Origin of the sequence: Streptomyces sp. RFCAC02, assembly GCF_004193175.1 — a bacterium.
Taxonomy (GTDB): Bacteria; Actinomycetota; Actinomycetes; order Streptomycetales; family Streptomycetaceae; genus Streptomyces.
This window is the reverse complement of the sequence record NZ_SAUH01000001.1, coordinates 4057955-4082721: the sequence shown is the minus strand read 5'-3', so window position 1 is coordinate 4082721 and position 24767 is coordinate 4057955. Positions and strand designations below refer to the sequence as shown.

Annotated in this window: 21 protein-coding genes; 6 read left to right on the top strand and 15 right to left on the bottom strand. The window is 73.1% G+C overall.

The genetic code is table 11. The features are described 5' to 3' along the window. The first annotated feature begins 175 nt into the window (after window positions 1-175). Entirely contained in the window at window positions 176-745 is a 570-nt protein-coding gene (locus EMA09_RS18975; protein WP_168220767.1) for an SUKH-4 family immunity protein, read from the top strand. 18 nt (window positions 746-763) lie between these two features. Here the strand turns inward: EMA09_RS18975 and EMA09_RS18970 are convergent, their stop codons facing one another. Further along, window positions 764-1675, bottom strand: a complete 912-nt coding sequence (locus tag EMA09_RS18970; protein ID WP_129842206.1) for a CehA/McbA family metallohydrolase — start codon at window positions 1673-1675, stop codon at window positions 764-766. A 284-nt stretch (window positions 1676-1959) separates the two neighbouring features. Between EMA09_RS18970 and EMA09_RS18965 the strand changes: the two genes are divergently transcribed. Next, complete coding sequence (locus EMA09_RS18965) at window positions 1960-2403, top strand: hypothetical protein (protein WP_129842205.1); 444 nt, start codon at window positions 1960-1962, stop codon at window positions 2401-2403. A gap of 16 nt (window positions 2404-2419) precedes the next feature. Here EMA09_RS18965 and EMA09_RS18960 read toward each other — a convergent pair whose 3' ends face one another. The 6 genes from EMA09_RS18960 to EMA09_RS18935 form a co-directional block, all read right to left on the bottom strand. Beyond that, the gene (locus EMA09_RS18960; protein ID WP_129842204.1) at window positions 2420-3106 is read right to left on the bottom strand and encodes a pyridoxal 5'-phosphate synthase; all 687 of its coding nucleotides are present in this window, start codon (window positions 3104-3106) and stop codon (window positions 2420-2422) included. Between the two features lie 96 nt (window positions 3107-3202). After that, on the bottom strand, window positions 3203-6814 hold the full coding sequence (mfd, locus tag EMA09_RS18955; protein ID WP_129842203.1) for a transcription-repair coupling factor: 3612 nt from the start codon (window positions 6812-6814) through the stop codon (window positions 3203-3205). 823 nt (window positions 6815-7637) lie between these two features. Next, window positions 7638-9323, bottom strand: a complete 1686-nt coding sequence (locus EMA09_RS18950; protein ID WP_129842202.1) for an alpha/beta fold hydrolase — start codon at window positions 9321-9323, stop codon at window positions 7638-7640. Between the two features lie 72 nt (window positions 9324-9395). After that, the gene (locus EMA09_RS18945) at window positions 9396-9953 is read right to left on the bottom strand and encodes a TetR/AcrR family transcriptional regulator (RefSeq protein WP_129842201.1); all 558 of its coding nucleotides are present in this window, start codon (window positions 9951-9953) and stop codon (window positions 9396-9398) included. 312 nt (window positions 9954-10265) lie between these two features. After that, window positions 10266-10748: an OsmC family protein gene (locus tag EMA09_RS18940; RefSeq protein WP_129842200.1), complete on the bottom strand. Its 483-nt coding sequence runs from the start codon at window positions 10746-10748 to the stop codon at window positions 10266-10268. 90 nt (window positions 10749-10838) lie between these two features. Next, the gene (locus tag EMA09_RS18935) at window positions 10839-11810 is read right to left on the bottom strand and encodes a C45 family peptidase (protein WP_129842199.1); all 972 of its coding nucleotides are present in this window, start codon (window positions 11808-11810) and stop codon (window positions 10839-10841) included. A 340-nt stretch (window positions 11811-12150) separates the two neighbouring features. Between EMA09_RS18935 and EMA09_RS18930 the strand changes: the two genes are divergently transcribed. Next, window positions 12151-12528 (top strand): hypothetical protein, encoded by a 378-nt coding sequence (locus EMA09_RS18930; RefSeq protein WP_129842198.1) that lies wholly within the window; start codon window positions 12151-12153, stop codon window positions 12526-12528. Here the strand turns inward: EMA09_RS18930 and EMA09_RS18925 are convergent, their stop codons facing one another. The 4 genes from EMA09_RS18925 to EMA09_RS18910 all read right to left on the bottom strand — a co-directional run bounded on the left by EMA09_RS18925 (window position 12529) and on the right by EMA09_RS18910 (window position 15453). Next, window positions 12529-13116 (bottom strand): GNAT family N-acetyltransferase, encoded by a 588-nt coding sequence (locus EMA09_RS18925; protein ID WP_346655841.1) that lies wholly within the window; start codon window positions 13114-13116, stop codon window positions 12529-12531. 11 nt (window positions 13117-13127) lie between these two features. Then, window positions 13128-13754, bottom strand: coding sequence for a hypothetical protein (locus EMA09_RS18920; protein WP_129842197.1), 627 nt, complete (start codon window positions 13752-13754; stop codon window positions 13128-13130). Then, the gene (locus tag EMA09_RS18915; protein WP_129842196.1) at window positions 13751-14296 is read right to left on the bottom strand and encodes an AAA family ATPase; all 546 of its coding nucleotides are present in this window, start codon (window positions 14294-14296) and stop codon (window positions 13751-13753) included. Before EMA09_RS18915 ends, EMA09_RS18920 begins: the two co-directional genes overlap by 4 nt. A gap of 149 nt (window positions 14297-14445) precedes the next feature. Then, window positions 14446-15453 (bottom strand): YafY family protein, encoded by a 1008-nt coding sequence (locus EMA09_RS18910; RefSeq protein ID WP_168220766.1) that lies wholly within the window; start codon window positions 15451-15453, stop codon window positions 14446-14448. Window positions 15454-15520: 67 nt separating this feature from the next. Between EMA09_RS18910 and EMA09_RS18905 the strand changes: the two genes are divergently transcribed. Then, on the top strand, window positions 15521-15919 hold the full coding sequence (locus tag EMA09_RS18905; protein WP_129842194.1) for a VOC family protein: 399 nt from the start codon (window positions 15521-15523) through the stop codon (window positions 15917-15919). A gap of 151 nt (window positions 15920-16070) precedes the next feature. On the opposite strand, the gene EMA09_RS18900 is transcribed toward EMA09_RS18905, so the two are convergent. Beyond that, the gene (locus EMA09_RS18900) at window positions 16071-17210 is read right to left on the bottom strand and encodes an epoxide hydrolase (RefSeq protein WP_129842193.1); all 1140 of its coding nucleotides are present in this window, start codon (window positions 17208-17210) and stop codon (window positions 16071-16073) included. Between the two features lie 154 nt (window positions 17211-17364). Between EMA09_RS18900 and EMA09_RS18895 the strand changes: the two genes are divergently transcribed. Continuing rightward, window positions 17365-19287, top strand: a complete 1923-nt coding sequence (locus EMA09_RS18895; RefSeq protein WP_129842192.1) for a histidine kinase — start codon at window positions 17365-17367, stop codon at window positions 19285-19287. Here the strand turns inward: EMA09_RS18895 and EMA09_RS18890 are convergent. The 3 genes from EMA09_RS18890 to EMA09_RS18880 form a co-directional block, all read right to left on the bottom strand. Then, the gene (locus EMA09_RS18890) at window positions 19213-19818 is read right to left on the bottom strand and encodes a response regulator transcription factor (RefSeq protein WP_129842191.1); all 606 of its coding nucleotides are present in this window, start codon (window positions 19816-19818) and stop codon (window positions 19213-19215) included. The two genes, EMA09_RS18895 and EMA09_RS18890, sit on opposite strands and share 75 nt — an antisense overlap. Before the next feature lie 419 nt (window positions 19819-20237). Then, window positions 20238-21512 carry a D-mannonate dehydratase ManD gene (gene manD / locus EMA09_RS18885; protein ID WP_276324216.1) on the bottom strand — a complete coding sequence of 425 codons (1275 nt, stop codon included), beginning with the start codon at window positions 21510-21512 and terminating at the stop codon, window positions 20238-20240. Further along, a complete protein-coding gene (locus EMA09_RS18880) occupies window positions 21509-23455 on the bottom strand; it encodes a cellulase family glycosylhydrolase (RefSeq protein WP_129842189.1) in 1947 nt (648 codons plus the stop codon). The genes manD and EMA09_RS18880 overlap by 4 nt, the downstream gene beginning before the upstream one ends. A 161-nt stretch (window positions 23456-23616) precedes the next feature. Between EMA09_RS18880 and EMA09_RS18875 the strand changes: the two genes are divergently transcribed. Further along, window positions 23617-24711 carry a LacI family DNA-binding transcriptional regulator gene (locus EMA09_RS18875; RefSeq protein ID WP_129842188.1) on the top strand — a complete coding sequence of 365 codons (1095 nt, stop codon included), beginning with the start codon at window positions 23617-23619 and terminating at the stop codon, window positions 24709-24711. Window positions 24712-24767 lie beyond the last annotated feature (56 nt).

The following is a 24767-nucleotide window of genomic DNA, read 5'->3' as shown; positions in this document are numbered from 1 at the left end:
GCGGCCTTCCGGGTGTCTGGAGGGTTCGTGACCGGCTCCCTACAGTGGTCTTCGGGGGGAACAGGGGGCGTGCGCCGGGGGGATGCGCGGGTCGGTCGGCCGAATCCGGGGCGGGGTCCGGCTGTTGTGTTCCTCCCCCGTCCGCACGGCGGCGGTTCATGAGGAGGGGGTCTCCGTGGATTTCGCGATCGAACGGCGCGGTCTCGAGGCGGCGTTCACACCGGGGCGGCTGGCCGTCGTCCCGCCGGGGCGGCTCAGCGGAGCCGTGACGCACGAGGGGGCGCGCCGGTTCCTGACCGGGGTGGGGCTGCCAGTGGTTTCCGGGTTCCTGTACGAGCCGGAGGACGCGCTCACCTGCGGACTGCCGGACGCGGACGAGTTCGAGCCGGAGTTCGACACACTGACGGATCTGCCGGAGACGGCCGCGAGCTGGGTCGCCCTCGGCTTCTGTCACGGTGACACGCTGTTCCTCGACGGGACGACGGGCCTCGTGTGGGCGCTGCCGCAGGGCGAGGTGTGCGCCGATGTCGCCAACGGCGGGGTCGACCGCCTGGCGCGCTTCCTGGCCGACCTGTTCGCCGAGTGGGACGCCTTCGACGAGGGCACGCCGCGTGCCGCCAGGGAGGCGGCGGCCGGGCGGCTGCGGGCGGCGTTCGCCGCGGTGGACGCGGTGGCGACGGGGCATCCCGGCACCCTGTGGAACCGGATCCTCGACGGTCTGGTCCTGGCCCCTTCCGCGTCCTGATCCCGGCCGCGCCGGCGGTCAGCCGGCGGCGCGGTCCGGGGTGAACGGGTTGCTCCAGGCCCGCCCGCCCGCGGCGTCCTCGACGGTGACACGGCAGTGGGCGGCGGCGAACCGGCCGAGCGGGACGGTCCACTCCGTCAGGCCGTCGCCCTCGGTCACGAGCGCCCCCGGCACGCCGCCCGTCAGCAGCATCGTGCGTGCCGGGGAGCAGCGGACCGTGAGGACGCCGTCGGTGACCCGCACGTCGTGGAGTTCGGGGCCGGTGCTCGCGTAGTAGTGGCCGGCCTTGAGCGAGGACAGGATCGCGTCGGGGGCGAGCGTGTCGGCGCGCACCTGGACCCATGCCGCGCAGGCCGGCGGGTCGTGGGGCTGGAAGTGGGCGTCGTCGGCGGCGTAGGCGCTGAGCCGGTGGCCGCGGCCCAGGAGGACGTCTGCGAGGTGCCAGCTGTCGCCCCTGTGCTCGCGGGCGGAGAGGGCGTTGTGGACCTCGACCGCGTGGGCCGCGTCCAGCGTCTCGGCGTCGGCGGCGGTGAGCAGGGAGGCGGCCGGGTGGGCCATGCCGACGAACGCGCCGGCGGCCCGGGCGCGGCGTGCGAGCGACGGCGCGGTCTCGTCCGGTGCCGGCGGCGCGAAGCCGAGGGGCAGGCCGACGGCGACGATGTGCCACTCGGCGGAGAACTCCGTGTGTGGCGCGTGCAGTTCGGCACCGATGAGGGTGGTGAATCCGGCTGTTCGCAGGGGCCGGGTGTCCGTCAGGGGGAAGCCGTGGGCGCGGCGGAAGTGGTCGGTGACCGCCAGGAAGTCGTACCCGGCCTCCCGGTAGTGGCGCACGGTCTCCTCCGGGGACAGCGCGCCGTCGGAGCGGTCCGTGTGCGTGTGCAGATTGCCTTTCCAGAAGCGACCGGTCCTGCCGAACGGCAGATCGAACACGGTTCCCCCTTTGCCGGCGACGCGGGATCTCCGAGTGCCCGGGAAGATGACGCGAGGACTTGCCAACTCGCTGACGGGCCACAAGAATCCTGCCCATCAGGTGAACGGTTCACTCCGGTTCCCGCACGGAGACGACCGGCGCATCGATCGTTTCGCGCTGCCCCCCGTCCCCTTTTCGCTCGACTCCGTGCAACGCCTGTCTGTCCTTCGCTCAAGGGAATCCACACGTGCGTCCGGCCCAGCCCGCACGACGCGCGGACCCCCCGCCCCCCGGGAAGAGATCGATGAAACGACGTCTGGCAAGCCTCGCCGTCCCCTTCGGTGTGACGTGCGCGGTGGTCGCCGCCACCGCCACTCCGGCCGCCGCCGCCTCCGACGCACGGGCCGCGTGCGGTCACACCTGGAGCAACACCTCGTCGCCGAGCACCGGCGCCTACTACGTATGCGGCTACGCTGACTTCGAGAGCGAGGTCGGCGACGGTACGGAGCAGCTCCGGCTCAGTGACAGCAACGACGACGGCTACGGCGTCATCGTGCAGAACTACCGCTACGACATGAGCGACCCGGGGCCGTACACCGGCACCGTCACCTCGGGCGAGGGGAGCAAGCAGACCTGGACGCTGCACATGCCGGAGGGGACCAAGATCAAATTCCGGGTGTGCCCCTTCACGCACGCCCACGGCACGTACACGAGCCTGTGCGGCGCCTGGGTGACCGGCACGGCGTGACGGCGGCGCGCCGGGGCTACGGCCACAGCAGGTGGCGCTCCCACGCGGCGGCGGGGCCGGAGCGCTCGTAACGGAGCCGCGTGTGGGAGCGGCCGTCGTCCGCCTGCCAGAACTCGACCGCGAGCGGTGTGAGCGTGTAGAGCGTCCAGGCGGGGGCGACGAGGGCCGGGTCGGACTCGATCCTGGCGAGGGCCTGGCCGATCGCGCGGTCGTGTTCCGCCCGGCTCGCCAGGCGGTCGCTCTGGCGGCCGATCAGCGCCTCGGCGCGGGCGGACGGCGAGCGCGCCAGCAGGTCGGCGGCACTCGCCGCCGCGGACTCCGCCGACACCGTGCCCCGCACCCGTACCTGACGGCCGAGGAGCGGCCAGAAGAAGGTGAGGGCCGCGGCCGGGCGGCCCGCCACCTGACGGCCCTTCGGACTGTCGGCGTGCGACGCGAACTGCCAGCCGCCGGCGTCCACGTTCTTCACGATGAGGACCCTGGCGTCCGGCATGCCGTCCTCCCCGACCGTGGACAGCGTCGCGGCGTGCGGCGCGGGCGCCCCGGCTCCCACGGCCTCCCGCAGCCACGCGAGGAACAGCGCGACGGGCTCACCGGGGGCGCCGTCGGGGTCGAACTCCGCGAGCGGCCCGGTGAAGACCTCGATGCCGCGCAGCCACTCCCGCGTACTGCCTCCGCCGGCGGAACGGGCCTCCGCGTCCATGTCGTCCTCCTCCTGGCCGGCGGTGCGCGCGGACGCCGCCGACACTACCGGGGACGGCCATGGCGCAGCAGGCCCGTTCCGCAGGCCGGACGGCCCTCAGCTCCCGGGGATGGTCGTGAGGAACTCGCCCGTCCAGGCGAGGAGTTCGCGGCCGGTGAGCGGCTTGCCGCCGATGCGTGCCGTGGTCGGCCGCGGGACCAGGACCTGGTTCGTCGCGCGCTTCACGACCGACCCGGGGTAGACCCGGTTCAGCCGCAGTTCCTGGGACTCGCGCAGGTCCACCGGGGAGAAGCGGATGCGGCTGCCCTGGAGCGTGATGTCGGTGACGCCGCAGGAACGGGCCAGCATGCGGAGCCCGGCGACGAGCAGCAGGTTCTCCGTGGCCTCGGGCAACGGGCCGTAGCGGTCGGTCAGTTCCTCACGGACGGCGCGGATGTCGTCCTCCGTGTCGGCGGCGGCGATGGACCGGTACGCCTGGAGGCGCAGCCGCTCGCCCGGGGCGTAGTCGTGCGGGACATGGGCGTCCACCGGGAGTTCGATCTTCACCTCGAGAAGTGACTCGTCCGGTTCACCACCGCCTTCGCCGGACTCCAGGGCGGCGCGGTAGTCGGCGACGGCCTCGCCGACCATCCGGACGTACAGGTCGAAACCGACGCCCGCGATATGGCCGGACTGCTCACCGCCCAGGAGGTTGCCCGCGCCGCGGATCTCCAGGTCCTTCATCGCCACGTACATGCCCGCGCCCATCTCGGTGTGCTGGGCGATGGTGGCGAGCCGCTCGTGCGCCGTCTCGGTGAGCGGCTTCTCCGGCGGGTAGAGGAAGTACGCGTACCCGCGCTCCCGGCCCCGGCCGACGCGGCCGCGCAACTGGTGGAGCTGCGACAGCCCGAACATGTCGCCGCGCTCCACGATGAGGGTGTTGGCGTTCGAGATGTCGATGCCGGACTCGACGATCGTCGTGGACACCAGCACGTCCGACTTCTTCTCCCAGAAGTCGACCACGACGCGCTCCAGCGCCGACTCGCTCATCTGCCCGTGCGCGGTCGCGATCCGCGCCTCGGGCACGATCTGGCGCAGCCGCGCGGCGACCCGGTCGATGGACTCGACACGGTTGTGGATGTAGAAGACCTGGCCCTCGCGCAGCAGTTCACGGCGGATGGCGGCGCCGATCTGGCGTTCCTCGTACGGGCCGACGAACGTCAGGACGGGGTGGCGCTCCTCCGGCGGGGTCGTGATCGTGGACATCTCACGGATGCCGGTGACGGCCATCTCCAGCGTGCGCGGGATGGGCGTGGCGGACATCGTGAGGACGTCCACGTTGGCGCGGAGCTTCTTGAGCTGCTCCTTGTGCTCGACGCCGAAGCGCTGCTCCTCGTCGACGATGACGAGGCCGAGGTCCTTGAACTTCACCTCCGAGGAGAACAGCCGGTGGGTGCCGATGACGATGTCGACGGACCCGTCGCGCAGCCCCTCCAGCGTGGCGCGGGCGTCGGACTCGGACTGGAAGCGGGACAGGGGCCGCACGTTCACCGGGAACTGGGCGTACCGCTCGGAGAACGTGCCGAAGTGCTGCTGCACGAGGAGCGTCGTCGGGACGAGGACGGCGACCTGCTTGCCGTCCTGCACCGCCTTGAAGGCCGCGCGCACGGCGATCTCCGTCTTGCCGTAGCCGACGTCGCCGCAGATCAGCCGGTCCATGGGGACGGAGCGTTCCATGTCGCCCTTGACCTCGGCGATGGTCGTGAGCTGGTCGGGGGTCTCGGCCCAGGGGAACGCGTCCTCCAGCTCGCGCTGCCACGGGGTGTCGGAGCCGAAGGCGTGTCCCGGCGCGGCCATGCGGGCGGAGTACAGCTTGATCAGGTCGGCGGCGATCTCCTTGACGGCCTTGCGGGCGCGGGCCTTGGTCTTCGTCCAGTCGGCGCCGCCGAGACGGTGGAGGGAGGGTGCCTCGCCGCCGACGTACTTCGTCACCTGGTCGAGCTGGTCGGTCGGCACGAACAGGCGGTCGCCGGGCTGGCCGCGCTTCGCCGGGGCGTACTCGACGACCAGGTACTCGCGGGTCGCGCCCTGGACGGTGCGCTGGACCATCTCGATGTACCGGCCGACGCCGTGCTGCTCGTGGACGATGTAGTCGCCCGCTTCGAGGGTGAGCGGGTCGAGGGTCTTGCGGCGGCGCGCCGGCATGCGGGCGCCCTCGCGGCCGGCGGCCTTCTGGCCGGTGAGGTCGGTCTCGGTGATGACGGCGAGGCGGAGGGCCGGGGACAGGAAACCGTTTTCCACGGCGCCGCAGGAGACGTGGACGACGGACGGGGGGAAGTCGGCGGGCAGCTCCGGGTCCAGGCGGGCGGCGATGTTCTCGCCGCCGAGGATGTCCACGGTGCGGCTGGCGGGACCCTGGCCCTCGGTGAGGTAGACGACGCGCCAGCCGTCCGCGAGCCAGCCCTTCGTGTCGGCGAGGGCGCGGGCGGTGTCGCCGCGGTAGCTCTCCGCGGCGCGCAGGCCGAGGCGGATGCTGTCGTCCGCGTCGTCGTCGGCCGGGACGTGGGCGGGTGCATCGTTGTACACGGTCTCGTCGTCCGGGCCGGCGGCCACGGACTGGGAGAACGGGGACACGGACCACCACGGCATGCCGAGGGCGGCGGCGTGCTCCCGTACGTCCGCGAGGCCGCGCAGCGATGCGGCGCCCACGTCGATGGGCGCCGCGCCGTCCTCGCTCATCGCGGCGGCGGCCCAGGACGCCTGGAGGAACTCCTGGCTGGTCGCGACGAGGTCGGCGGCACGGGTGCGGACCCGCTCGGGGTCCAGGACGACGGTCATGGCGCGGGCCGGGAGGACGTCGAGCAGCAGCTCCATGTCGTCCACGAGGACGGGGGCGAGGGACTCCATGCCCTCGACGGCGATGCCCTCGGCGACGCGGCCGAGGATGTCGGCGAGGCTCGGGTGCTGCGCGGCCAGGTCGGCGGCGCGGCGGCGCACGTCGTCGGTGAGGAGCAGTTCGCGGCAGGGGGGCGCCCACAGGCCGGTGTCGGCGACTTCGAGGGAGCGCTGGTCGGCGACCTTGAAGTAGCGGATCTCCTCGACGTCGTCGCCCCAGAACTCGACGCGCAGGGGGTGCTCCTCGGTGGGCGGGAACACGTCGAGGATGCCGCCGCGCACGGCGAACTCCCCGCGCTTCTCGACCAGCTCCACCCGGGTGTAGGCGGCGGCCGCGAGGGCCTCGGTGACCTCGCGGAGGTCGGCGGTCTGCCCGGTGCGCAGTTCGACGGGCACGAGGTCTCCCAGGCCCTTGACCTGCGGCTGGAGGACGGAGCGGATCGGGGCCACGACGACCGAGACGGGCCCGGCGCCGGGGTCGTCGGCCCGTGGGTGGGCGAGGCGGCGCAGCACGGCGAGGCGGCGGCCCACGGTGTCGGCGCGGGGGGACAGGCGCTCGTGCGGGAGGGTCTCCCAGGACGGGAACTCGACGACGCTGTCGGCGGGGAGCAGGGAGCGCAGGGCCGCCGCCAGGTCCTCCGCCTCGCGCCCGGTCGCGGTGACGGCCAGCACGGTGCGGCCGGTGCCGTGGGCGAGCCCGGCGACGGCGAAGGGGCGCGCGGCGGGCGGGCCGACCAGATCGACATGGCGGCGCGTCCCCTCGTCCGCGGCTGCGACGGCCTCGGCGAGGGTCGGGTCCTTCAGGGCGGCGGCGAGCAGGCCGGCGAGAGACATGAGGGCGTTTTTCCGTTTCCGGAGGGCGACGACGAGGAGTCGGGGACAACACGAAAGCCCGGCAGGGCTACCGACCGGGGGGTTCCCAGGGTACGCCGCCACGGGGACGGCCGCGCCGCGGGAAGACCCCGGGGAACCGGCGGCGGGATCACGCGGGGCGGCGGTAAAACGTTACAGATTGTGCTGGATGCCCCGGGGGACGGTCGCAGGCGGTAACGGTGGTGGAACGTTCTACGACGGGGAGGTGCAACGTTGTCGGCCCGGCTGCCCGGCACAGGATCGCGGGAGCCGCGGGCCGAGTCACCCGGTACAGGGCCCGCTCCCCTGGCATCCGCACCGTCCCCGACGCGAGCGCGGCACGTACGCGGGTGCCGGCCCCGCGCCCCGCCACCGGGTCCCTGCCCGTCCTGGAAGTACGCCGCCGGCCGCACAGGGCCGATCCGCGGCTCAGCACCAGGTCACCACCGCCGGGACCGGCGTCCCTGCGTGGTCCACTCCGCCGACGGCCACGTCACGCAGGTGGCGCGCGGCGCCGGCCCGGGTGCACAGCCTCCCCCGCGCGCGGCGGGACGGACACCGTCCACCACGGGTGACACCGCCGAGGCAGACCGCGCAGGTACAACGTTGTCGGCGGACGGGTGCAACGTTGTCGGCGGGCTCGGCGCGGCGATGGCACCTGGACGGGCGTCGGCCCGCCGTCACCGGGGAGTCACGGTGCTCCGCGCCCTCGGCTCACCGGCGGTACAACGATTTCGATGGCACCGCGCAGCGGGCCGAGCTCCGGCGCGACGCCCTGCGGCCCCTCCGCCGGGCGCCCCCGGGGTCACCGTCCGATCCGGGCGGGAAGGGCGGTGACGTGGCGGGCGACTTCGGAGGGGTGGGTGAGCTGCGGGTAGTGCCCGGCGCCGTCGATCTCGGCCACCGGCCGGTCCACGGGGACAGCCAGCGGATCGGCCGAGCCCGTGACGATCCGGACCGGGACGCCCACCGGGCCGAGCAGCGCACGGAGCCGCTCGCGATCGGCGACGGCCGCCCGCAGGGCCGCGACCACACGGCGCGACACCCCGCGACGGCGCAGGTCCAGCACGGCGCTCCGTACCTCCGGCCCGTCCGGGACGCCGAGTCTCCGTGCCAGCCCGGCGGAGGTCATCCGGCGCAGCACCGGCACGGCGGCACGGGAACGGGCCAGGCGCGGGCCGGGGGCCTGCAGGAACGACGGGGCGATGAGGACGAGCCCGCTGACACGGTCCGGGTGCCCCGTGGCGAAACGCAGCGCGGGTCCGCAGGCCAGCGAGTGCGCGACCAGCACGGGACGGCTCCGTACCGGTCGCAGGAGATCGGCCAGCCACCTGTCCGTCGGCTGGTCGGTGGGGGCCGAGCGCCCGAGGCCGGGCAGGTCGGCGACCAGGACGTCGCCCGGTAGGTGCTCGGCGAGTGGCGCCCAGAGGTCGGCGTTCATGGGCAGTCCGTGCAACAGGACGTGAGCGGGATCGCGCCGCTCCCCGGCCACCCAGGTGCGGCTGCCCGCGACGGCGTGGAAGCCGTACGGGCTGAGCCAGGGCGACGCAGTACCGAAGCGCGCGGCCACGAGATCGTCGGTCCACGCGCGCAGGGCCTCCGCCGCCGGGGGCATCCTCAGACCGGCGCTCTCGGCCAGGGCGCGGGCGGAAGCCGTGGGGTAGCGGTCGGCCGACAGGAACGACAGCGTCTCGGGATCGGCACCGGTCAGTCTGCGCGGCAGGCGACGCAGCAGGCCGACCGGGACGGTCCGCCGGGGCGCCCGTACGCCGGCGTGGTCGGCGACCGTACGGATCAGTTCGGGCAGGAGCGGAGTGGCGTCGTCGAGGACCCAGTGGTGCTCGCCCTCCGGCGCCGCGGGGACCTCCGCCAGGAACCGCACGAGGTGGTCGATCGTGACGACGGGCACGAACGTGTCGCTGCCGCCGGGAAGCGCGGGCAGCCGCCCCGTCCACAGGTCGTCGACGAGGGACGCAAGGCCGAGGTACTGGCCCGGTCCGATGACGGTGCTCGGGTTGACGATGGTCAGCGGGACCCGCAGCTCGCGGGCACGGGCGCGCACGGCGAGGTCGCCCTCCGCTTTCGACGCCTCGTAGGCCCCCAGCCGGCGGTGGTCGGGCGAGCCGCCGACGGCGCTCACCCGGTAGCCGCTGATGTGCACGAGACGTCGCAGTCCGGGCAGCGTGGCGGCCCATTCGAGCACGTTGAGCGCGCCGGTGACGTTGGCGGCCCGCGCCTCCTGAGCACTCAGGCCGAACGCGAAGCGGGCCGCCGTGTTGTAGACGTCGCGGGCTTCGGGGAGCCGCGGGAGCCGTCGTGTGATGTCGGCGGTGACGATCTCCAGGCCGTCGGTGTCGAGATGCCGGGAGGCCAGCCACGGGGTGAGGGTGTCGCTCCGGACGGCCGCCGTCACCCGCTCGCCCCTGGCGAGCAGTTCGGCGACGAGGGAGCGGCCGATGAAACCGGTCGCGCCGAAAACGATCGCACTCATGGGACCTCTTTTTAGATCGGTCTACATATTTTCTGGACGTGAGGACACCCGCCCGGCGCCACGTGGGCGCGGTCAGCCGAGGAGCGCGCCGATCCGGCGGGCGACGCTGTCGAGCGGGCTCCTGCTGCGGTGGGTCCGGGCGAGCAGGAGCGCCCCTTCCACCAGGGCCAGGATCGTGATCGCGAGGTCGTCGGCGTCCGGGCGCCCGGCGAGCCGCGTGCGCAGCGCCTCCTCCCACGACGCGTAGACCTCCGAGCATGCCTCCCGGAGCGGATCGCTGGTCGCGGCCGTTTCCAGGGCCACGGTGGCCACCGGGCATCCGCTGCGCCAGCCGGACTCCTCCAGCCGGTCGCCCAGGAACCGCAGCATCCCGTCGACGAATGCCTCATCGGACGGACTGGTCTCGGCGAGGCCGGCCAGGGCGTCGCCGATCGTCCGCCCCGCCCGCCGGACGGACTCGCCGACCAACTGCTCCTTCCCGCCCGGGAAGTGGAAGTAGAGCGATCCCCGAGGCGCGCCGCTGACGTCGATCACCCGGTTGAGCCCGGCGCCGGAGTAGCCCCCGGTCTCGACCAACTCCTGCGTCGCGTCCAGCAGTCGCTCCCGCGTCTCGGTACCTTTCCGTCCCATGGCTGAAGAGTAGACCGACCTACATATTCTCTCAACGGGTCCCGACGCCCGGCCCGGACGCGTCCACCTCTCGACGGTCGTCTCCGGCCACGAGGATCGACGGCGCCCGGGGCAGGTACATCGTTGTACTCACCGCACCGGTCTCCCCCGTGAGGCGGGCGCGGCGCCGCTCCCCGGCACGGATATCGATACACCATCTACGCGGTCGACACCGGAGGTCCTGCCGTCCCACCTGCGTGGCACGGCCACGCAGGTGGGACGGCAGCGGGTGGAACGTTGCACCCGGAGCCGGCGAACGCCCGGCGCGGGGCGTCAGGCCGCAGCCGTCCTGATGGTCGGCCGGTGACGGACCGGGAAGGAGACGGAGTTGGCGATGAAGCAGGAACGGTGCGCCGCGTCGTGCAGTTCGGCCGCCGTCTCCGCCATGCCGGCGTCCGCGACCGTCACGACCGGGTTCAGCACGACCTCGGTGAACCGGCCGCTGCCCGCCGACTCCGCCATCGTGCCGTGCGCCACGTCCTCGTAGGCCGTGACGACGATCTTGCGCATCGCGCACAACGCCAGATAGCTGAGCATGTGGCACTGGGAGAGGGAGGCGACGAGGAGTTCCTCCGGGTTCCAGCGCCCGGCGTCACCGAGGAACGCGGGGTCCGCGCTGCCGGGGAGCGGCCCCGGCTTGCCCTCGGCCACTGTCTCGGTGTCGCGGCTGTACGCCCGGTAGGCAGTCGTCCCGCCCTCCGCGGCGCCCGTCCAGCGGACGGTGACGTCGTAGCCGTGTTCCCGCTCCCTGCCCATGTGTTTCCGCTCCTTCGCACGACGATCGTCCTCCCCGCCATGATCCCCCGGTCCGGTGCCGTCCCACCGCCGCCGGACCGGGCGCCCTTCTCACCCGCCGAGCGTCACCGTGCGCTCCCCCGGGCGGAACGAGTCCAGCGACTGCCGCCATGCGGACTCACCGGGCCAGTGATAGGTCACGCTTCCTTCGGCGGGCCGGTAGTCGGCCGTGTAGAGGGTGCCGAGGTGGTCCTCGTACGCGGTGCTGTACAGCGGTGGGCGCAGCAGGGCGGCGACGACGGCATCGGGAGCTCCCGCCTCCGCCGCCGCACGGATGGCCGCGAGCCGTTCCCCGGTACGGGTGACGCGTTCCTGCTCGGCCGGTACCGGCGTGTGCTGATGGTTGGCCGCGCAGCCGTCGGAGGTGCGGACCACCCCGATGTCCGGGCCGGTGTGGACGGTCGCCGCCGCCCCCGTGCGGTCGACGAGCGTCAGGTTGTGGGCGGTCGCGAACGGCAGGGAGCCGAGCGTACCGAGCGCCTGGCCGACCGTGTCGCACGTCTCCAGCAGGTAGCGCACGATGATGACGATCGACAGGCCCGGCCGGAACGCCGGCCGGCCGCCGAAGGTGAGGGACACCGCGAGACCGGCGTCGTTCACGCCGTCCAGCAGCCCCCAGCCGCTGTCCTGTGTGCCGAGGACGGGCCGCAGGAAGTGGGAGCGGACGACGGTGCCCTCGCAGACGTCGGGGTGGAAGTCGTAGTTGCGCACGAGTGCGCCGCCGGTCGCCGACTGGGTGCAGCCGGAGAACAGCGGCCGGAACACGGTCTGGGTCATGGCGGCCCCGACCTCCGCCACCGGCGCCCCGGCGCCGGCGAGCCGGGCGGCGAGCTGGTCACGGACGGGGACGAGCTCGGGGAGGTGGCTGTCGAACAACTGCCGGGCGTGCGCCGCCTCCTCGGGCGACCGCTCACCGCCGAACCAGCTCATGGTCTTGTCCCAGACGGCCAGCGCGGCCTGCGCCCACCGGCCGTCACTGCCGTCGCCCGCGTCCACCGCCCGGAAGGTGTATCGATGTCTCATGGCGGTGAGTCACCCATGATTTCTGGGGAGCGGGCAAGGGAGTTACGACTTCCGGCGCTCCCGGTATCGATTGAGCGAGGCGCAGCCGGAGCGTGGCCGGTGTGCCGAGTGCGGGCATGACAGCCCGCTGCCGATGGGCAACACCGAACCCCGATGAACGGACAGTGCCGGCCGCCGCCGGCACCGTTCGTCCCACCCGGTGACCGGCCCGGACGGAGGACGGCGCCGTACGGGGGGTCGTCCGGCTCGCGCAGGTGACCGGGTGGAGCCCTGTCACTGGCGCACCTTCTGCGAGGAACCGGAGTGGGATCCGCTGGCGAAAGGGCGACAGGCTGTCCCGGTGCGCGAGTCCCGGACGGCCGGGGAACCGCCCGTCCACGCGGATCTCGACGCCGGGGCCGTGCGCATCCGCAGCCCCCTGTGCCGGACACCGCACCGGAGGAGACCTCCCCCGGAAGAGGTGATTCCGCTCGCCGTGATCGGCGGATGCCTGCTGGCCGTCCTCGGATGCCTCGCGCGGCTCGCCCGTCGGGGAACAGCACGCGCCGCGTTCCAGGTGGTCACGGGGGCGTACGACACGATGTACCGGCGCACCGCCGTGGAGTCCCACGAGGAGATGAGGGCACAGGCCGACCGCGTCGTCTCCTTCTCCTCGCCGGACGCTCCCTGGCGCCCGGCCGACGGAGGGCGGGCACGTCGCCCGCGTCGCACCCGCTGATCAGCGCCTTCCGGCAGGACGGCTGCGATCACCCGGCGAGGGGGTCCCGGCCCGCTCTGTGCTCGTGTTCCAGCACGGCGTGGACGATCGAGTCGCGCCAGGCGCCGCGTACTTGCACGTGGTCGCGGATGCGGTCCTCCTCCGCCATGCCCACGCGGAGCAGGACCGCGCGCGACGCCGCGTTGTCGGGGAGCGGGCCGCCCACACCCGGTGCGTCCCGAGGCCGTCGAACCCGAGGACGAGCAGCGCCCGCACGACATCGGTGCCGTAACCCCTGCCCCAGTGACCGGGGTGGAGCGCGAACCCGACCGTGGCCGCCCGTTGCGGTTCGGTGGCCAGGCGGGCGAACCCGATGAGCCGGCCGTCCGCGCGCCCGGTGACGGCGAGTGCGTACTCGCTCCTCGGCCGGACGGTGGCGGCGACCACGGCGCGGGCGACGATGACGCCCACCTGGTCACGGGTGCGCGACTCGAACGACAGGTGCCGCGTCACCTCCGCGCTGCCGTGGATCGCGTGCAGGGCGTCCACGTCGTCCACGGTGATCTCACGCAAGGTCCGGCGGACACTGCTGTGCGTGACCGGACGCATGGGACGTGACTCTACTCGTGGGTGCCGCCCCCGGCAGGCCAGTTGGTGGCGGCGATGATCCGGGCGGCCACTTCCGCCGGGCTGAGTGCATCGTTTTCCACAACGAGAGCGGTGGTGTCGGTCGCGTCGAGGCGGGCCGCCTCGCGGACAGCCCTTCGCGCGCGCACTTCCAGGGCTTCGTCGGGAAGGCCGAGCAGGGTGTCGCCGGGGAGCTGCGGCCCCCCGCCGTCTCCCCGTCCGCGCCGGAACACGCGGTCCCGCAGCACGTCCGCGGAGGCGCGGAGACGGCAGCGGGTGACGGCCATCCCGGGCAGGTCGAACGGGACGGCGGGAGGCGTGCCGTCGTTCCCGGGGGCCTCGCCGACCCGGTCGTCCGCCGCGCCCGACAGGACGAGACAGCGCGCGCCGGCGGCGTAGAACGTTTTCCACATCGCCATCACATTGGCCTGGCGCAGCCGTCTGCCGGTCGGGTCGTCGGGCGGCCGCGGTGCGGCGAAGGCGATCTGCGCGAAATCGATGTACCCCGGCTTGACCGGGCCGCCGTGCCAGATCCGCGCGAAGACCTCCCAGGCCACGACGGACTTGCCGGTGCATTCGGCACCGTCGATCCACAGCACAGGTACAACGTTGTCGGTCATCGGCTCACTCCCGTGCCGGGCCAGCCGCCCGCCTGTCGCAGGACCGTCTCGGCCACCTCGCCCACCGACAGGCCGTCGGTCGTCACGCACAGGTCGGCGAACTCCTCGCCCCCGTCCAGGTCCCGCGCCTCGGTGACGGACGCCGCCACGAGGTCCGGTGACCAGCCGCGGCGCGGCAGGCGGGAACGCAGTTCGGTGGTCCGGACCCGCAGCCGGCAGAGCGTCACGGCTGCCGCGGGTCGCAGCCCGTCGATGTACTGGTGGACGCGGCCGGGCTCCGTCACCCCGCCGGAGAAAACGATGCACCGAGCCCCGGTGGCCAGGAGGTTCGGCCACACGGCGGCCAGGTTCGCGGCCTTGACCCGGTGGTTGTCCGGGTCGTCCGCAGGGGTGGGGTAGCAGAGGCCGAGCTGGTCGGCGTCGGCGAATCCGACCGGGACACCCGCTGTGGCCAGCCGGCTGTGGATCTCCCAGCCGACCGTGGACTTCCCGACACCCGGCGGCCCGTACAGCCACAGCAGCGGCGCAGCGGCGGCCGTCATGCCGCTCCGCAGAGCGGCCGCGCACTCAGGGCGGGCATAAGTATGACGATCACGGCCGCATCGTAGGTGCCGCGTGCATGCGAGCGACAGCGGATTTCCGCTGGTCCGCCGGGGTACACGGTGGCCCGACGCCAAGTGGACCCGCACGTTCACACCGCCGGGTCGTCGGCCCGCTCGTCCTGAACGACCGTCGCATCGCTCACGTTCTCGTTCATATCGACCAGTTCGCGCGCCCGGCGGACGACCGCGGCACGCACGCCGTCCGGTGCCAGGACCCGCAGCGGCGTCGCAAGACCCAACAGGTACCGGGCCATGCCGTCCGCGTCCGTGCCCCCGATCTCGACGACGGTGGCGTCCGGGCCGTCCTCCCGGTGCGTCCCGACACTCGACGGCACGAGGCGCAGCGCCTCGTCGAGCGGCACGGCCAGCCGCACCGTCGCGCACAGCGGGTAGCCGACCGGGGTCCGGATCCTCCCCACGAGCGCGGCCGGGTCCGGCAGATCACCGCCGAGCGCCACCGGCCGCCCCGTGCCCACCGCCTTCTCGACCCGGTCCGCGCGGAACGTGCGCCACTCCCCCTTCGCCACGTCCACGGCGACGAGATACCAGCGCCGGCCCGCCCGCACCAGCCGGTAGGGGTCGACGTCCCGGCGCGTGGCCCGCCCCAGGCGGTCGCGGTACGACAGCCGGACCCGTTCGGCATGCCGGCAGGCGGTGGCGAGGTCGAGCAGGACGGCCGCGGCGACCTGCTGTTCGGCGGGCCACGCGGTGTGGACGAACGCGCCGTCCATCGCGTTCAGCCGCTCCGCGACCCGGCGCGGCAGGACCTGCCTCAGCTTGAGCAGCGCGGACAGGGCCGCCTCCCCACCGCCGAGCACCCCGCTGAACGCCGCCTCCCGCAGCCCGACGGTCACCGCGAGCGCCTCCTCGTCGTCGAGGCTCAGGGGCGGGAGGCGCGTGCCGGGGCTGAGGCGGTAGCCGCCCCACGGGCCGGCGTCGGACTCGACGCCGTAGCCGAGGTCGCGGAGCCGGGCGATGTCGCGGCGCACGGTGCGCGGGGTGACGGCCATGCGGTCGGCCAGTTCGCCGGCCGTCCAGGCGGGCCGGGCGGACAGCAGTGACACGAGTTTCAGGAGGCGGGCCGAAGTGCTGATCACACCGCCCAGTCTGCGGGTGGCACGACCAGGACAGAAGTCGTCCGCATCGGGTCCTAGGGTCCTGCGCATGACGACACAGACCCCCGAGAACACGACCGCGACGCCGAAGATCGACTGGGTGGGCGTGAGTTTCGACTGCGACGACCCGGCCGCGCTCGCCCGCTTCTGGTCCGAGGCCCTGGGCCTGCCGGTGCTGATGAGCAGCGACGAGATGATCATGATCGGGCGGGAGGGCTCGCCGGGCATCGCGTTCTGCCGCATCGAGAACTACCGCCGCCCGACGTGGCCCGACCCGGAGTGCGAGAAGCAGTCGCACCTCGAATTCGGCGTCGCCGACCTCGACGCGGCCCAGGCCCGGATGCTGTCCCTGGGCGCGACCGAGCCGTCGTCCCAGCCGGACGCGGAGCGCTGGCGGGTGCTGCTCGACCCGGCCGGGCACCCGTTCTGCCTGTTCGTGAGCGCCTGACCCGGCGGGTACGGCTTCACGGCACGGAGCGTCCGTGCCGTGAAGCCGGTGCGGGGGCTCCCGGCCGTCGAAGCCCCCCGGCGGGAGCCTGCGGACACCGGCACGTGACCGCCCCTGGGTGGGACCGCCACCCACGGCACCGCCGCGCTCCTCAGCGCAGGGGGCGGAAGAAGCCCCGGATGTCGGAGGTGAGCAGTTCCGGCTCCAGATGAGCGGCGTAGTGCCCCCCGGGAGCGTCGTGGACATGCCACTGGGTGATGTTCTTGTGGTCGCGCTCGGCGAAGCGCCGGACACCTGAGAAGTCGCCCGCGAAGCCCGCGAGGCCGAGGGGGAAGGTGCTCGGTTCGGCAGGCGCGGGGGCGCTGTTGGCGTCCTCGTAGTAGAAGCGGATCGAGGAACCGGCGGTGTTGGTGAGCCAGTGGATGGCGGCGTTGGTGATCACGAAGTCGTCATCCAGCCGCCTGCCGCCCATGGCCTCGTCGTCCATCAGCTGCAGCATCCAGCCGAGCAGTCCGGCCGGCGAGTCGGCCAGCGCGTGCGCCAGGGTCTGCGGTTGCTGGGAGTGGAGCTGGTTGAAGGAGAACTTGGAGTCCAGGAACCACTGCAACTGCTGCATCTGGGCCATGTCCTGTTCGGACATCCCGGCGAACTCCGCCGGATCGCCGGACGGGAACGAGAACACCTGCGTCACGTGCGCGCCCACGACGCGGTCCTGCGCGTGGCCGGCCAGCCGTGGCGAGATCATGGAGCCCGCGTCGTTCCCGTGTGCCCCGTAACGCCCGTATCCCAGCCGCGTCATCAACTCGGCCCAGGCCGCGGCGGTCCGCTCGGTGCCCCAGCCCGCGTCCGTGGTCGGACCCGAGAAACCGAAGCCGGGCAGCGAAGGGATCACCAGGTGGAACGCGTCCCCCGGATCCCCGCCGTGCGCGGCGGGGTCCGTCAGAGGCCCGATCACGTCCAGGAACTCCACGACCGACCCGGGCCAGCCGTGCGTGAGGATCAGGGGCATCGCGTCCGCTTCCGGTGACCGCACGTGCAGGAAATGAATGTTCTGCCCGTCGATGGTGGTGGTGAACTGCGGGTACGCGTTGATGCGCGCCTCCTGGCCACGCCAGTCGAATGCGGAACGCCAGTGCTCGGTCAGCCGCTGCACGTCGTCCAGGCGCACGCCGTAGGCGGAGTCCGGCGCCGGGTCCGTCCATCTCGTCCGCTCCAACCGCTCACGCAGATCGGTGAGGGCGCTGTCGGGTATGTCGATCCTGAAGGTCCGGATCTCGCTGTTCTCGGTCATGTCCCAACCCTCTCGTGCGCACCGGGCCGACGACAGTGTGTGATGCACCGGCTGGTCGGCCGAGTGCAGCCGGCGACATTGACAGACGCCTGTCCTGCCTGTGCAATGTGCAGTTCACCGAGGTCGGGGAGGCGGAGTGCGGCGAAGACCGCGATTGGCCGCTTCTCTGCTGATCGTCGCTCTCGTCGCCTGGTGCGTGGGCCGGAGCGGATTCGTCTTCTCCGGCGACTACGGACCGTCAGCGGTCACGGGGACGGCGGGCGTCATCGCCGTGGTGGCGATCGGCTCGCTCGCCGCCTCGCTGCTCGTGATCGCCTCGGGACGGCTGCCCCGGCGCGCTTGCGTCGGTGTGCTGGGCATTCAGGCCCTGCTGGCGCTCGCGCCCTATTTGGTGCTGGGCGGGATCTGGGGTCCGGTCGCCGGAGCAGCCGTCGCCTCGGCGCTGTTCGCCCTGCCGCGCCGCGCCTCCGTGCCGGCGTCCGTGCTCCTGCTCGCAGCGGACATCGGCCTGAGTGCCCTGTTCCAGGAAGCGGGGGTGCCTCGGCTGGCCCCGGTGGGCAGGCTGGTCATCGATGTCCTGGTCGCGACGAACCTGCTGGGCATGATGCTGCTGGCCGATCTGACGCGGCGGGTCGTCGCCGAGCGCACCGCTCATACGGCGCTCGCCGTCGCCGGGGAGCGGCACGACAACGCCGCCCACCTGCGTGCCGAGGTGGGCGCGGACCTGTCCGCGGTGCTCCGGTTGAGCGAGCCCGGGGTGGACGGTCCGGACGCACGGGCGAGGCTGGCCGAGATGGCGGCACACGCCCACCGCGCGGCCCGCGCGGCCCGGTCGGTCATGGACACGGCACGGGAGATCCCGCCGCGTCCGGCGGCACGCGACGCCCTGCCGGAAACCGTGGTCTCACCGCGGCTCGCCCGGTCCTTCACCCTGGCGGCAACGCTCGGAGCCACCCTGCTGGTGCTGGTGAACCTCGCCTTCTACGCCGATCCGGACGCCATCGACTGGACGGTCGGGGTGCTCGTACTTCTCGTGTCCGGCGCGCTGCAGATGTACCACGGCGCGCCACCGGCGGCCGGGCGCACGCCGCGCCGGTGGCTGTTGACGCTTCCCTTCCACGCCGTGCTGCTGATGGCCGCCGTCGCGCTCACCGGCCTGCCCTTCGTCCCGGTGGTCGTGCTGATGGCCGGCGCGGTGCTGTACCGCTGCCGCCCGCCGTGGTCCATCGTCGTGGTGCTGGTCGTGTCGGGCCAACTGCTGCTGGCGCTGCCGCCGGGCTCCACCCCGGGCGACGGTGTCTACCTGCTCGCGAGCCTGGTCGCGAGCCTGAGCCAGGTGTACGCCTACTGCCGCCTGCCCGAGGCGGCACGTGCCCTCGCCGAGGCCCGCGAGGGCCTGACCCGGCTCGCGGTCGTCCGCGAACGGCTGCGGGTCGCACGGGACGTCCACGACCTCCTCGGACTCGGCATCACCGGGATCCGACTCAAATGCGAGCTGATCGCCCGGCTGGTCGACACCGATCCGGCGAGGGCACGACACGAGATGCGGGAGCTGCGGGGGCTCGCCGAGCGGGGACTCGCGGAGATCCGTACGGTGACCTCGGCAACCCCCGACCTGGACTTCGGACAGGAACTCGAGGCCGTCCGCTCCCTGCTCAGCGCCTCGGGGATCCGGACCGAGGTGACGGTGGACACCGACGCCCTGCCGCCCGGCGCCGGCGCCCTGCTGGCCATGGTGCTGCGGGAGGCGGTCACCAACGTCATACGGCACTCCGCCGCCGGCGTCTGCCGGATATCGCTGACCGTGCGGGACGGAACGGCACGGCTGCGGGTGGTCAACGACGGGGGCACCGGCCGCGCGACCGCCGAGCCCGCCGGAACCGGCCTGGCCGGCCTCGCCGCCCGGCTCACGGCGGCCGGCGGACGACTCGGCACCGAAGCGGACAGTGACCGTTTCGCGCTGACGGCACAGATCGGCCCCGGCGTCGCGGACCCCGGCCGGCTAGACCCAGCCCGCCTCGGCCGCGATGCGGATCGCGTCGACCCGGTTCCTGGCGTCGAGCTTGGTCACCGCTGAGGCAAGGTAGTTGCGGACCGTGCCATAGGTCAGATTGAGCGCGGCGGCCACTTCGCGCGGAGTCGCGCCCGCGGCGGTGTGCCGGAGCACCTCCGTCTCCCGCTCGGTCAGCGGGCTGCCGGCGGACGCCAGCGCGGCGTAGGCGAGCTGGGGGTCGATGATCCGTCCGCCCGCGGCCACCGTACGGATCGCCCCGACCACATCGCGCGGACCGGAGTCCTTGAGCATGAATCCCGCCACCTCCTCCTCCACCCCGCGCCGCAGGTGCGCCGGCCGCCCCACGCCGGTCAGCACCAGAGTCCGGCAGCCGGGCAGCTCGCGCCGCAGCCGGGCCGCCGCGTCGAGCCCGTTCAGCCCGGGCATCTCGATGTCGATCACGGCGACGTCCGGCCGGTGACGCAGTGCGGCCGGGACGACGGCATCGCCCCGGTCGACGGCTGCCACGACCTCGATGTCGTCCTCGTACCCGAGCAGTTCCGCGAGCGCCTCCCGCAGCACGCGCACGTCTTCCGCCAACAGCACCCGTATCACCGGCGCCCCCTCCCGTCACCGCCCGGCCCCAGGGGCACACCCGGGCGACCCGCGGCTCATGATCCGCCTCATCACCCTATGCCCGGGCGGGCGGAGCGGATCGCGCGACGGGCTCGCCGAACTCCCCGGCAGCGGAGGCCCACCCGCGGGAACGGCCCGTCGACCGCGCGCCGACGGAGGCGCCCGGACTCCTGGTGCGGGCCGGCGCCCGGCTGAGACGTACCGCGACGACCAGCGACGCCCGGGCGGTGTACGAGACCGAGCCACCCGTCAACGACGCGCCCTGCCTCGTCGCCGATCGGCGCGCCCGCGGGCTGCCCGGCACGGCCGTACATCGTTTACCGTGCCAGGCCGGCCGCCCCTGCGGCGGGCGGCCATCCGCGGCCCCCGTGACCAGCGCGGACGACCGCCGCGCGGCGTCACCAGTCGTGGACCGTGCCGTCGGTCAAACGATTGACCGGCAGGTACGCCGCGCTGTACGGGAAGCGCGCCGCCGCCTCCTCGTTCAGAGCGACGCCGAGCCCCGGCGTGTCCGACGGGTGCAGCAGGCCGTCCGTGAAGGTGCAGGACGTCTCGAACACCTCCAGCGTGTCGGCCGAGTGCCGCATGTACTCCTGGATGCCGAAGTTGTGGACGGCGATGTCCAGGTGGAGGGCCGCGGCCTGGCCGACCGGGGAGATGTCGGTGGGGCCGTGCATGCCGGACTTGATGCCGTACACGGCGGCCATGTCGAGGATCTTCCGCATCGCCGTGATGCCGCCCGTGTGCGTGACGGCGGAGCGGACGTAGTCGATGAGGCGTTCCTGGAACAGCGTCGTGTAGTCGTGGACCGAGTTGAAGACCTCGCCGATGGCGAGCGGCGTCGTGGTGTGCTGCCGGATGAGGCGCAGCGCCGCCTGGTCCTCGCCCGGGGTGGCGTCCTCCAGCCAGAACAGGTCGTACGGCTCCAGGGCCTTGCCGAGGCGCCCCGCCTGGATCGGCGTCATGCGGTGGTGGCCGTCGTGGAGGAGCGGCAGCTCCGGGCCGAACTCGTTGCGCACCGCCTCGAAGACGGTCGGCACGTGCCGCAGGTAGGCGCGGGTGTCCCACGTCTCCTCGACGGGGAGCGCGGTGCGGCGGGCGGGTTCGTAGTCGTAGCGTTCGCCGCCGCCGGCCGCCGACGCGGCGACGCCGTAGACGGAGTCGAGGCCGGGGATGCCGGTCTGCACGCGGATCGCGCGGTAGCCGGCGTCGAGGTGGGCGCGGATCGAGTCGAACAGTTCGGGGACGTCGCGGCCCGACGCGTGCCCGTACGCGAGCGCGCCGGAGCGGGAGGCGCCGCCGAGCAACTGGTACAGCGGCATGCCGGCCGCCTTCGCCTTGATGTCCCACAGGGCCATGTCGACGGCGGCGATGGCGGCCATGGTGACCGGGCCGCGCCGCCAGTACGCGCCCCGGTAGAGGTACTGCCAGGTGTCCTCGATGCGGCCGGCGTCGCGGCCGATGAGCAGGGGCACGACGTGCTCGGTGAGGTAGGCGTCGACGGCGAGTTCACGGCCGTTGAGGGTGGCGTCGCCGAGACCGGTGATGCCGTCCTCGGTGGTGATGACGAGGGTGACGAAGTTGCGTCCCGGGCTCGTGACGACGGTCCGGGCCGATGCGATCTTCATGGGGCGGTGCTCCTGGTGCTGCTGTGTGCGGGGGCGGGCGGTCAGGCGAGTTCGGCGACGGTGACGCCGAACGGCGGCAGGGTGACCGCGGTGAGCGGCGCCTCGGCGGCGCCGTCGAGTGCCCGCAGGGTGCCGGCGTCCGGGGCGAGCACGGGGGTGACGGTGAGCGGTTCGTCGTGCTGGCTGACGAACCAGACGAACACGCGCCCGTCCTCGTGGTCCATCCGGCCGGTCAGGACGCGGGGGTCGTCGACCGTGACGCCGGGCGTGACGCCGGCCTCGGCGGCGAGGGCCGCGTAGAGGCGGTGCGTCGGCTCGGGGTTGACGCGGGGGGTGACCGCCGCCATGTGCTCGATCGGGTAGGTGCACAGGATCATGCGGCCGGCGCCCCTGGCGTGCGAGAGCAGGGCGGGGCGGCCGTGCGCGTCGGTGGCGATGACCTCGGCGCCCGCGGGGTCGACGGGGAGATAGCTGCGCGAGTTCTCGGTCCCGGCGACGGGGAAGACGAGGTCCTCGCCGGCGCGGATGGTGCCGAAGTCCCGCTGGAACACCATGTGCAGCTCGTCGTCCACGATGGGGTCGGTCAGGCCGTAGCGCAGCCGCTTGGTGACGCCGAACGTCTCGTCGAGCTTCGGCCACCACGGTCCGCGCTGCACGCCGTGCTCACCGGTGAAGTACGAGGCGTACACCGTCGCGCCCGCCTCGGCGCGGGCGACCAGGTGTCGCCAGCCGGGCGCGGTGAGCTGCTTCGCGGACGGCAGGAGGTAGAGCGCGCAGTCGTCGGGGAGGCCGTCCGCCTCGCGGGCGACACCGACCGGGAGGTCGGCCTCACGGGCGGCGACGTACGCCTGCCGCGTGTGGGCGAAGACGCTCGCGGCGTCCTCGGGCTGGGTGAAGGGGTAGCGGTTCTCCAGGAACGAGGAGACGACGATCGCTACATCGGTGTCGGGGCGCAGGAGCCGTGCGGCATCGACGCGTTCGAGCACCTTGGTGAATCGATGCACCTCGCGGAGCTGCTCCTTCGGGCGGCCCCGGTCGTCGGTGAGGCCGAAGTGCATCTCGAAGGGGTGGTGGCTGTACGGCTCCTGGTTCCACAGGTCGTCGTAGTCGGTGTTGTTCCACGCGATCCAGCCGGTGGCGCCGGCGAGCAGCGTGTTGTGGAGGAGCTGCCGGTAGTAGTGGGCGGCGTTCTCCTCGGACACGTAGTCGGAGGTCAGGCCGAACTCCTCCATGATCACGGGCTTGCCGCCGATGTCGAGGAGTTCGCAGATGAAGGCGGCGCCGAGGTGCTGGCGCACCTGGTCGGTCTCCATGCGGTAGACGTGCGGTCCGTGGAAGTCGATCAGCGGGGTCAGGTCGCGGACGCGGAAACCGTTGTCGGCGCCGGTGACCTCGACGCCCCACGCGCCGTCGCCGACCGAGACGGGCTGGGTCGCGCCGGTGGAGCGGATCGCGTCGATCAGGGTCTTCGCCCACGCGGTGACGGCGGCTGCGTCCACGGTGCCGATGCCGCGGGACTGCCAGTGGGCGTAGATCGGTATCTCGTTGGTGAGGAGCCAGCCCGCGACGGCCGGGTGGCCCTTCCAGCGGGCGGTCAGCTCCCGCACGTACCACTCCTGCTGGGCGACGAAGGAGGCGTCGGAGAAGATGTCGCGGCCGTCGCGCCAGGCGGGGTCCCAGTTCTGGCCCGACATGTGGCCGACGATGAACGTGGGGATGGTCGTCATGCCGAGGGCGCGGTGGCGGTCGAGGAAGTCGTCGAAGTGCGCGAGGAGCCGCTCGTCGAGGGTGTTCTCGGCGGGCATGAAGTCCGGCCAGTAGAAGAAGGACCGGGTGAGGGTGATGCCGTGGTCGCGCATCACGGTCAGTTCCTCGTCGATGACGTCCGGCCGGTAGTCGCGCCACATGAGGGGGCCGCCGGTCCTCGACCAGAAGTTGACGCCGACCCAGAGGGGGGTGTCGGGGAGTTTCGCCGCGTTGCGCTGCATGGGGCCGTTCCTCTCGGGGCACCGCTGTCGTCCATCGGTAGGTATATCGTTTTACTTGAAGAGTGTCGAGGTCACCAGGGTGAAAGGTAGAACGTTTTCTCGGCATGTCCCCGTCCACTCCGCCGCTGGTACGGTGACGGCCTGACGACGGGGAGGCGCTCATGGTGGTACGCAGGGACGGCGGCGACGCGGCCGCCGGGGGATCGGGCGTCACCGCCGCCGCCAAGCCGACGATCGCCGATGTGGCCGCCCTGGCCGGCGTCTCCGTGTCCGCCGTCTCCAAGGTCGTCAACGGACGCGGCGGCATCTCGTCCGCCACCCGGGAGCGCGTCCTCGACGCCGCCGACAAACTGCGCTGGTCCCCGTCCGCCACCGCCGTGGCCCTGCGCGGCGCGCGCACCCGCGCGATCGGCATGGTCGCCGGCCGGTCCTCCGACCTCCTCGCCGCCGACCCGCACTTCACCGTCCTCATCTCCGGCATAGAGCGCGAACTCGCCCCGGCGGACTACGGCCTGCTCCTCCACATCGTCGGCGAGGAGCCGGACGCCGAGATCCGCGCCTACCGCCGCCTCGCCGGGGAACGCCGGGTCGACGGCGTGATCCTCACCGAGAGCCGGGTCAACGACCCCCGCTTCCCGCTGCTCCGGGACCTGCGCCTGCCCGCCGTCCTCGTCGGCGCCCCGTGGCGCGAGGACGACGCCGTGGTGCCCGTCCAGGCCCCGGACCAGGCGAACGGCATCCGCGAGGCCGTCAGTTACCTGCTGGAGTTCGGCCACCGGCGGATCGCCATGGTGACGGGTCCTCCGGACCGGGTGCACACGATCGTGCGGCGCCGCGCGTTCGAGACGACGCTCAGGGACGCCGGGCTGCGGCCCACCCGCGTCGTGACGGCCGACTTCACGGCCCAGGACGCGGCGGCGGCCACCACCGTCCTGCTCCTCGCCCCAGCGGACGAACGGCCCACCGCCATCCTGTACGCGAACGACACGATGGCCCTGGCCGGCATGAACACGGCCCGCCGACTCGACTTCGACGTGCCGCGCGATGTGTCGGTCATCGGCTACGACAACCTGCCGCTCGGCGAGTTGACGCACCCCACGCTCTCCACGGTCGCGCAGGACCTCACCGGCCTCGGGCGCACCGCCGCCGCCGCGCTGTTCCGGCTCCTCGGCGAGCGCCGCCCGGACACCACTCCCCTGCCGGCGCTGCGCCCGCCGCACTTCCTGCTCCGCGAATCGACGGCGCCCGCCCTCTGACCCGGCCCGCTCCCGACGGCGTGCGGACGGACGGAACGGCCCGCCCCCGCCGGGAT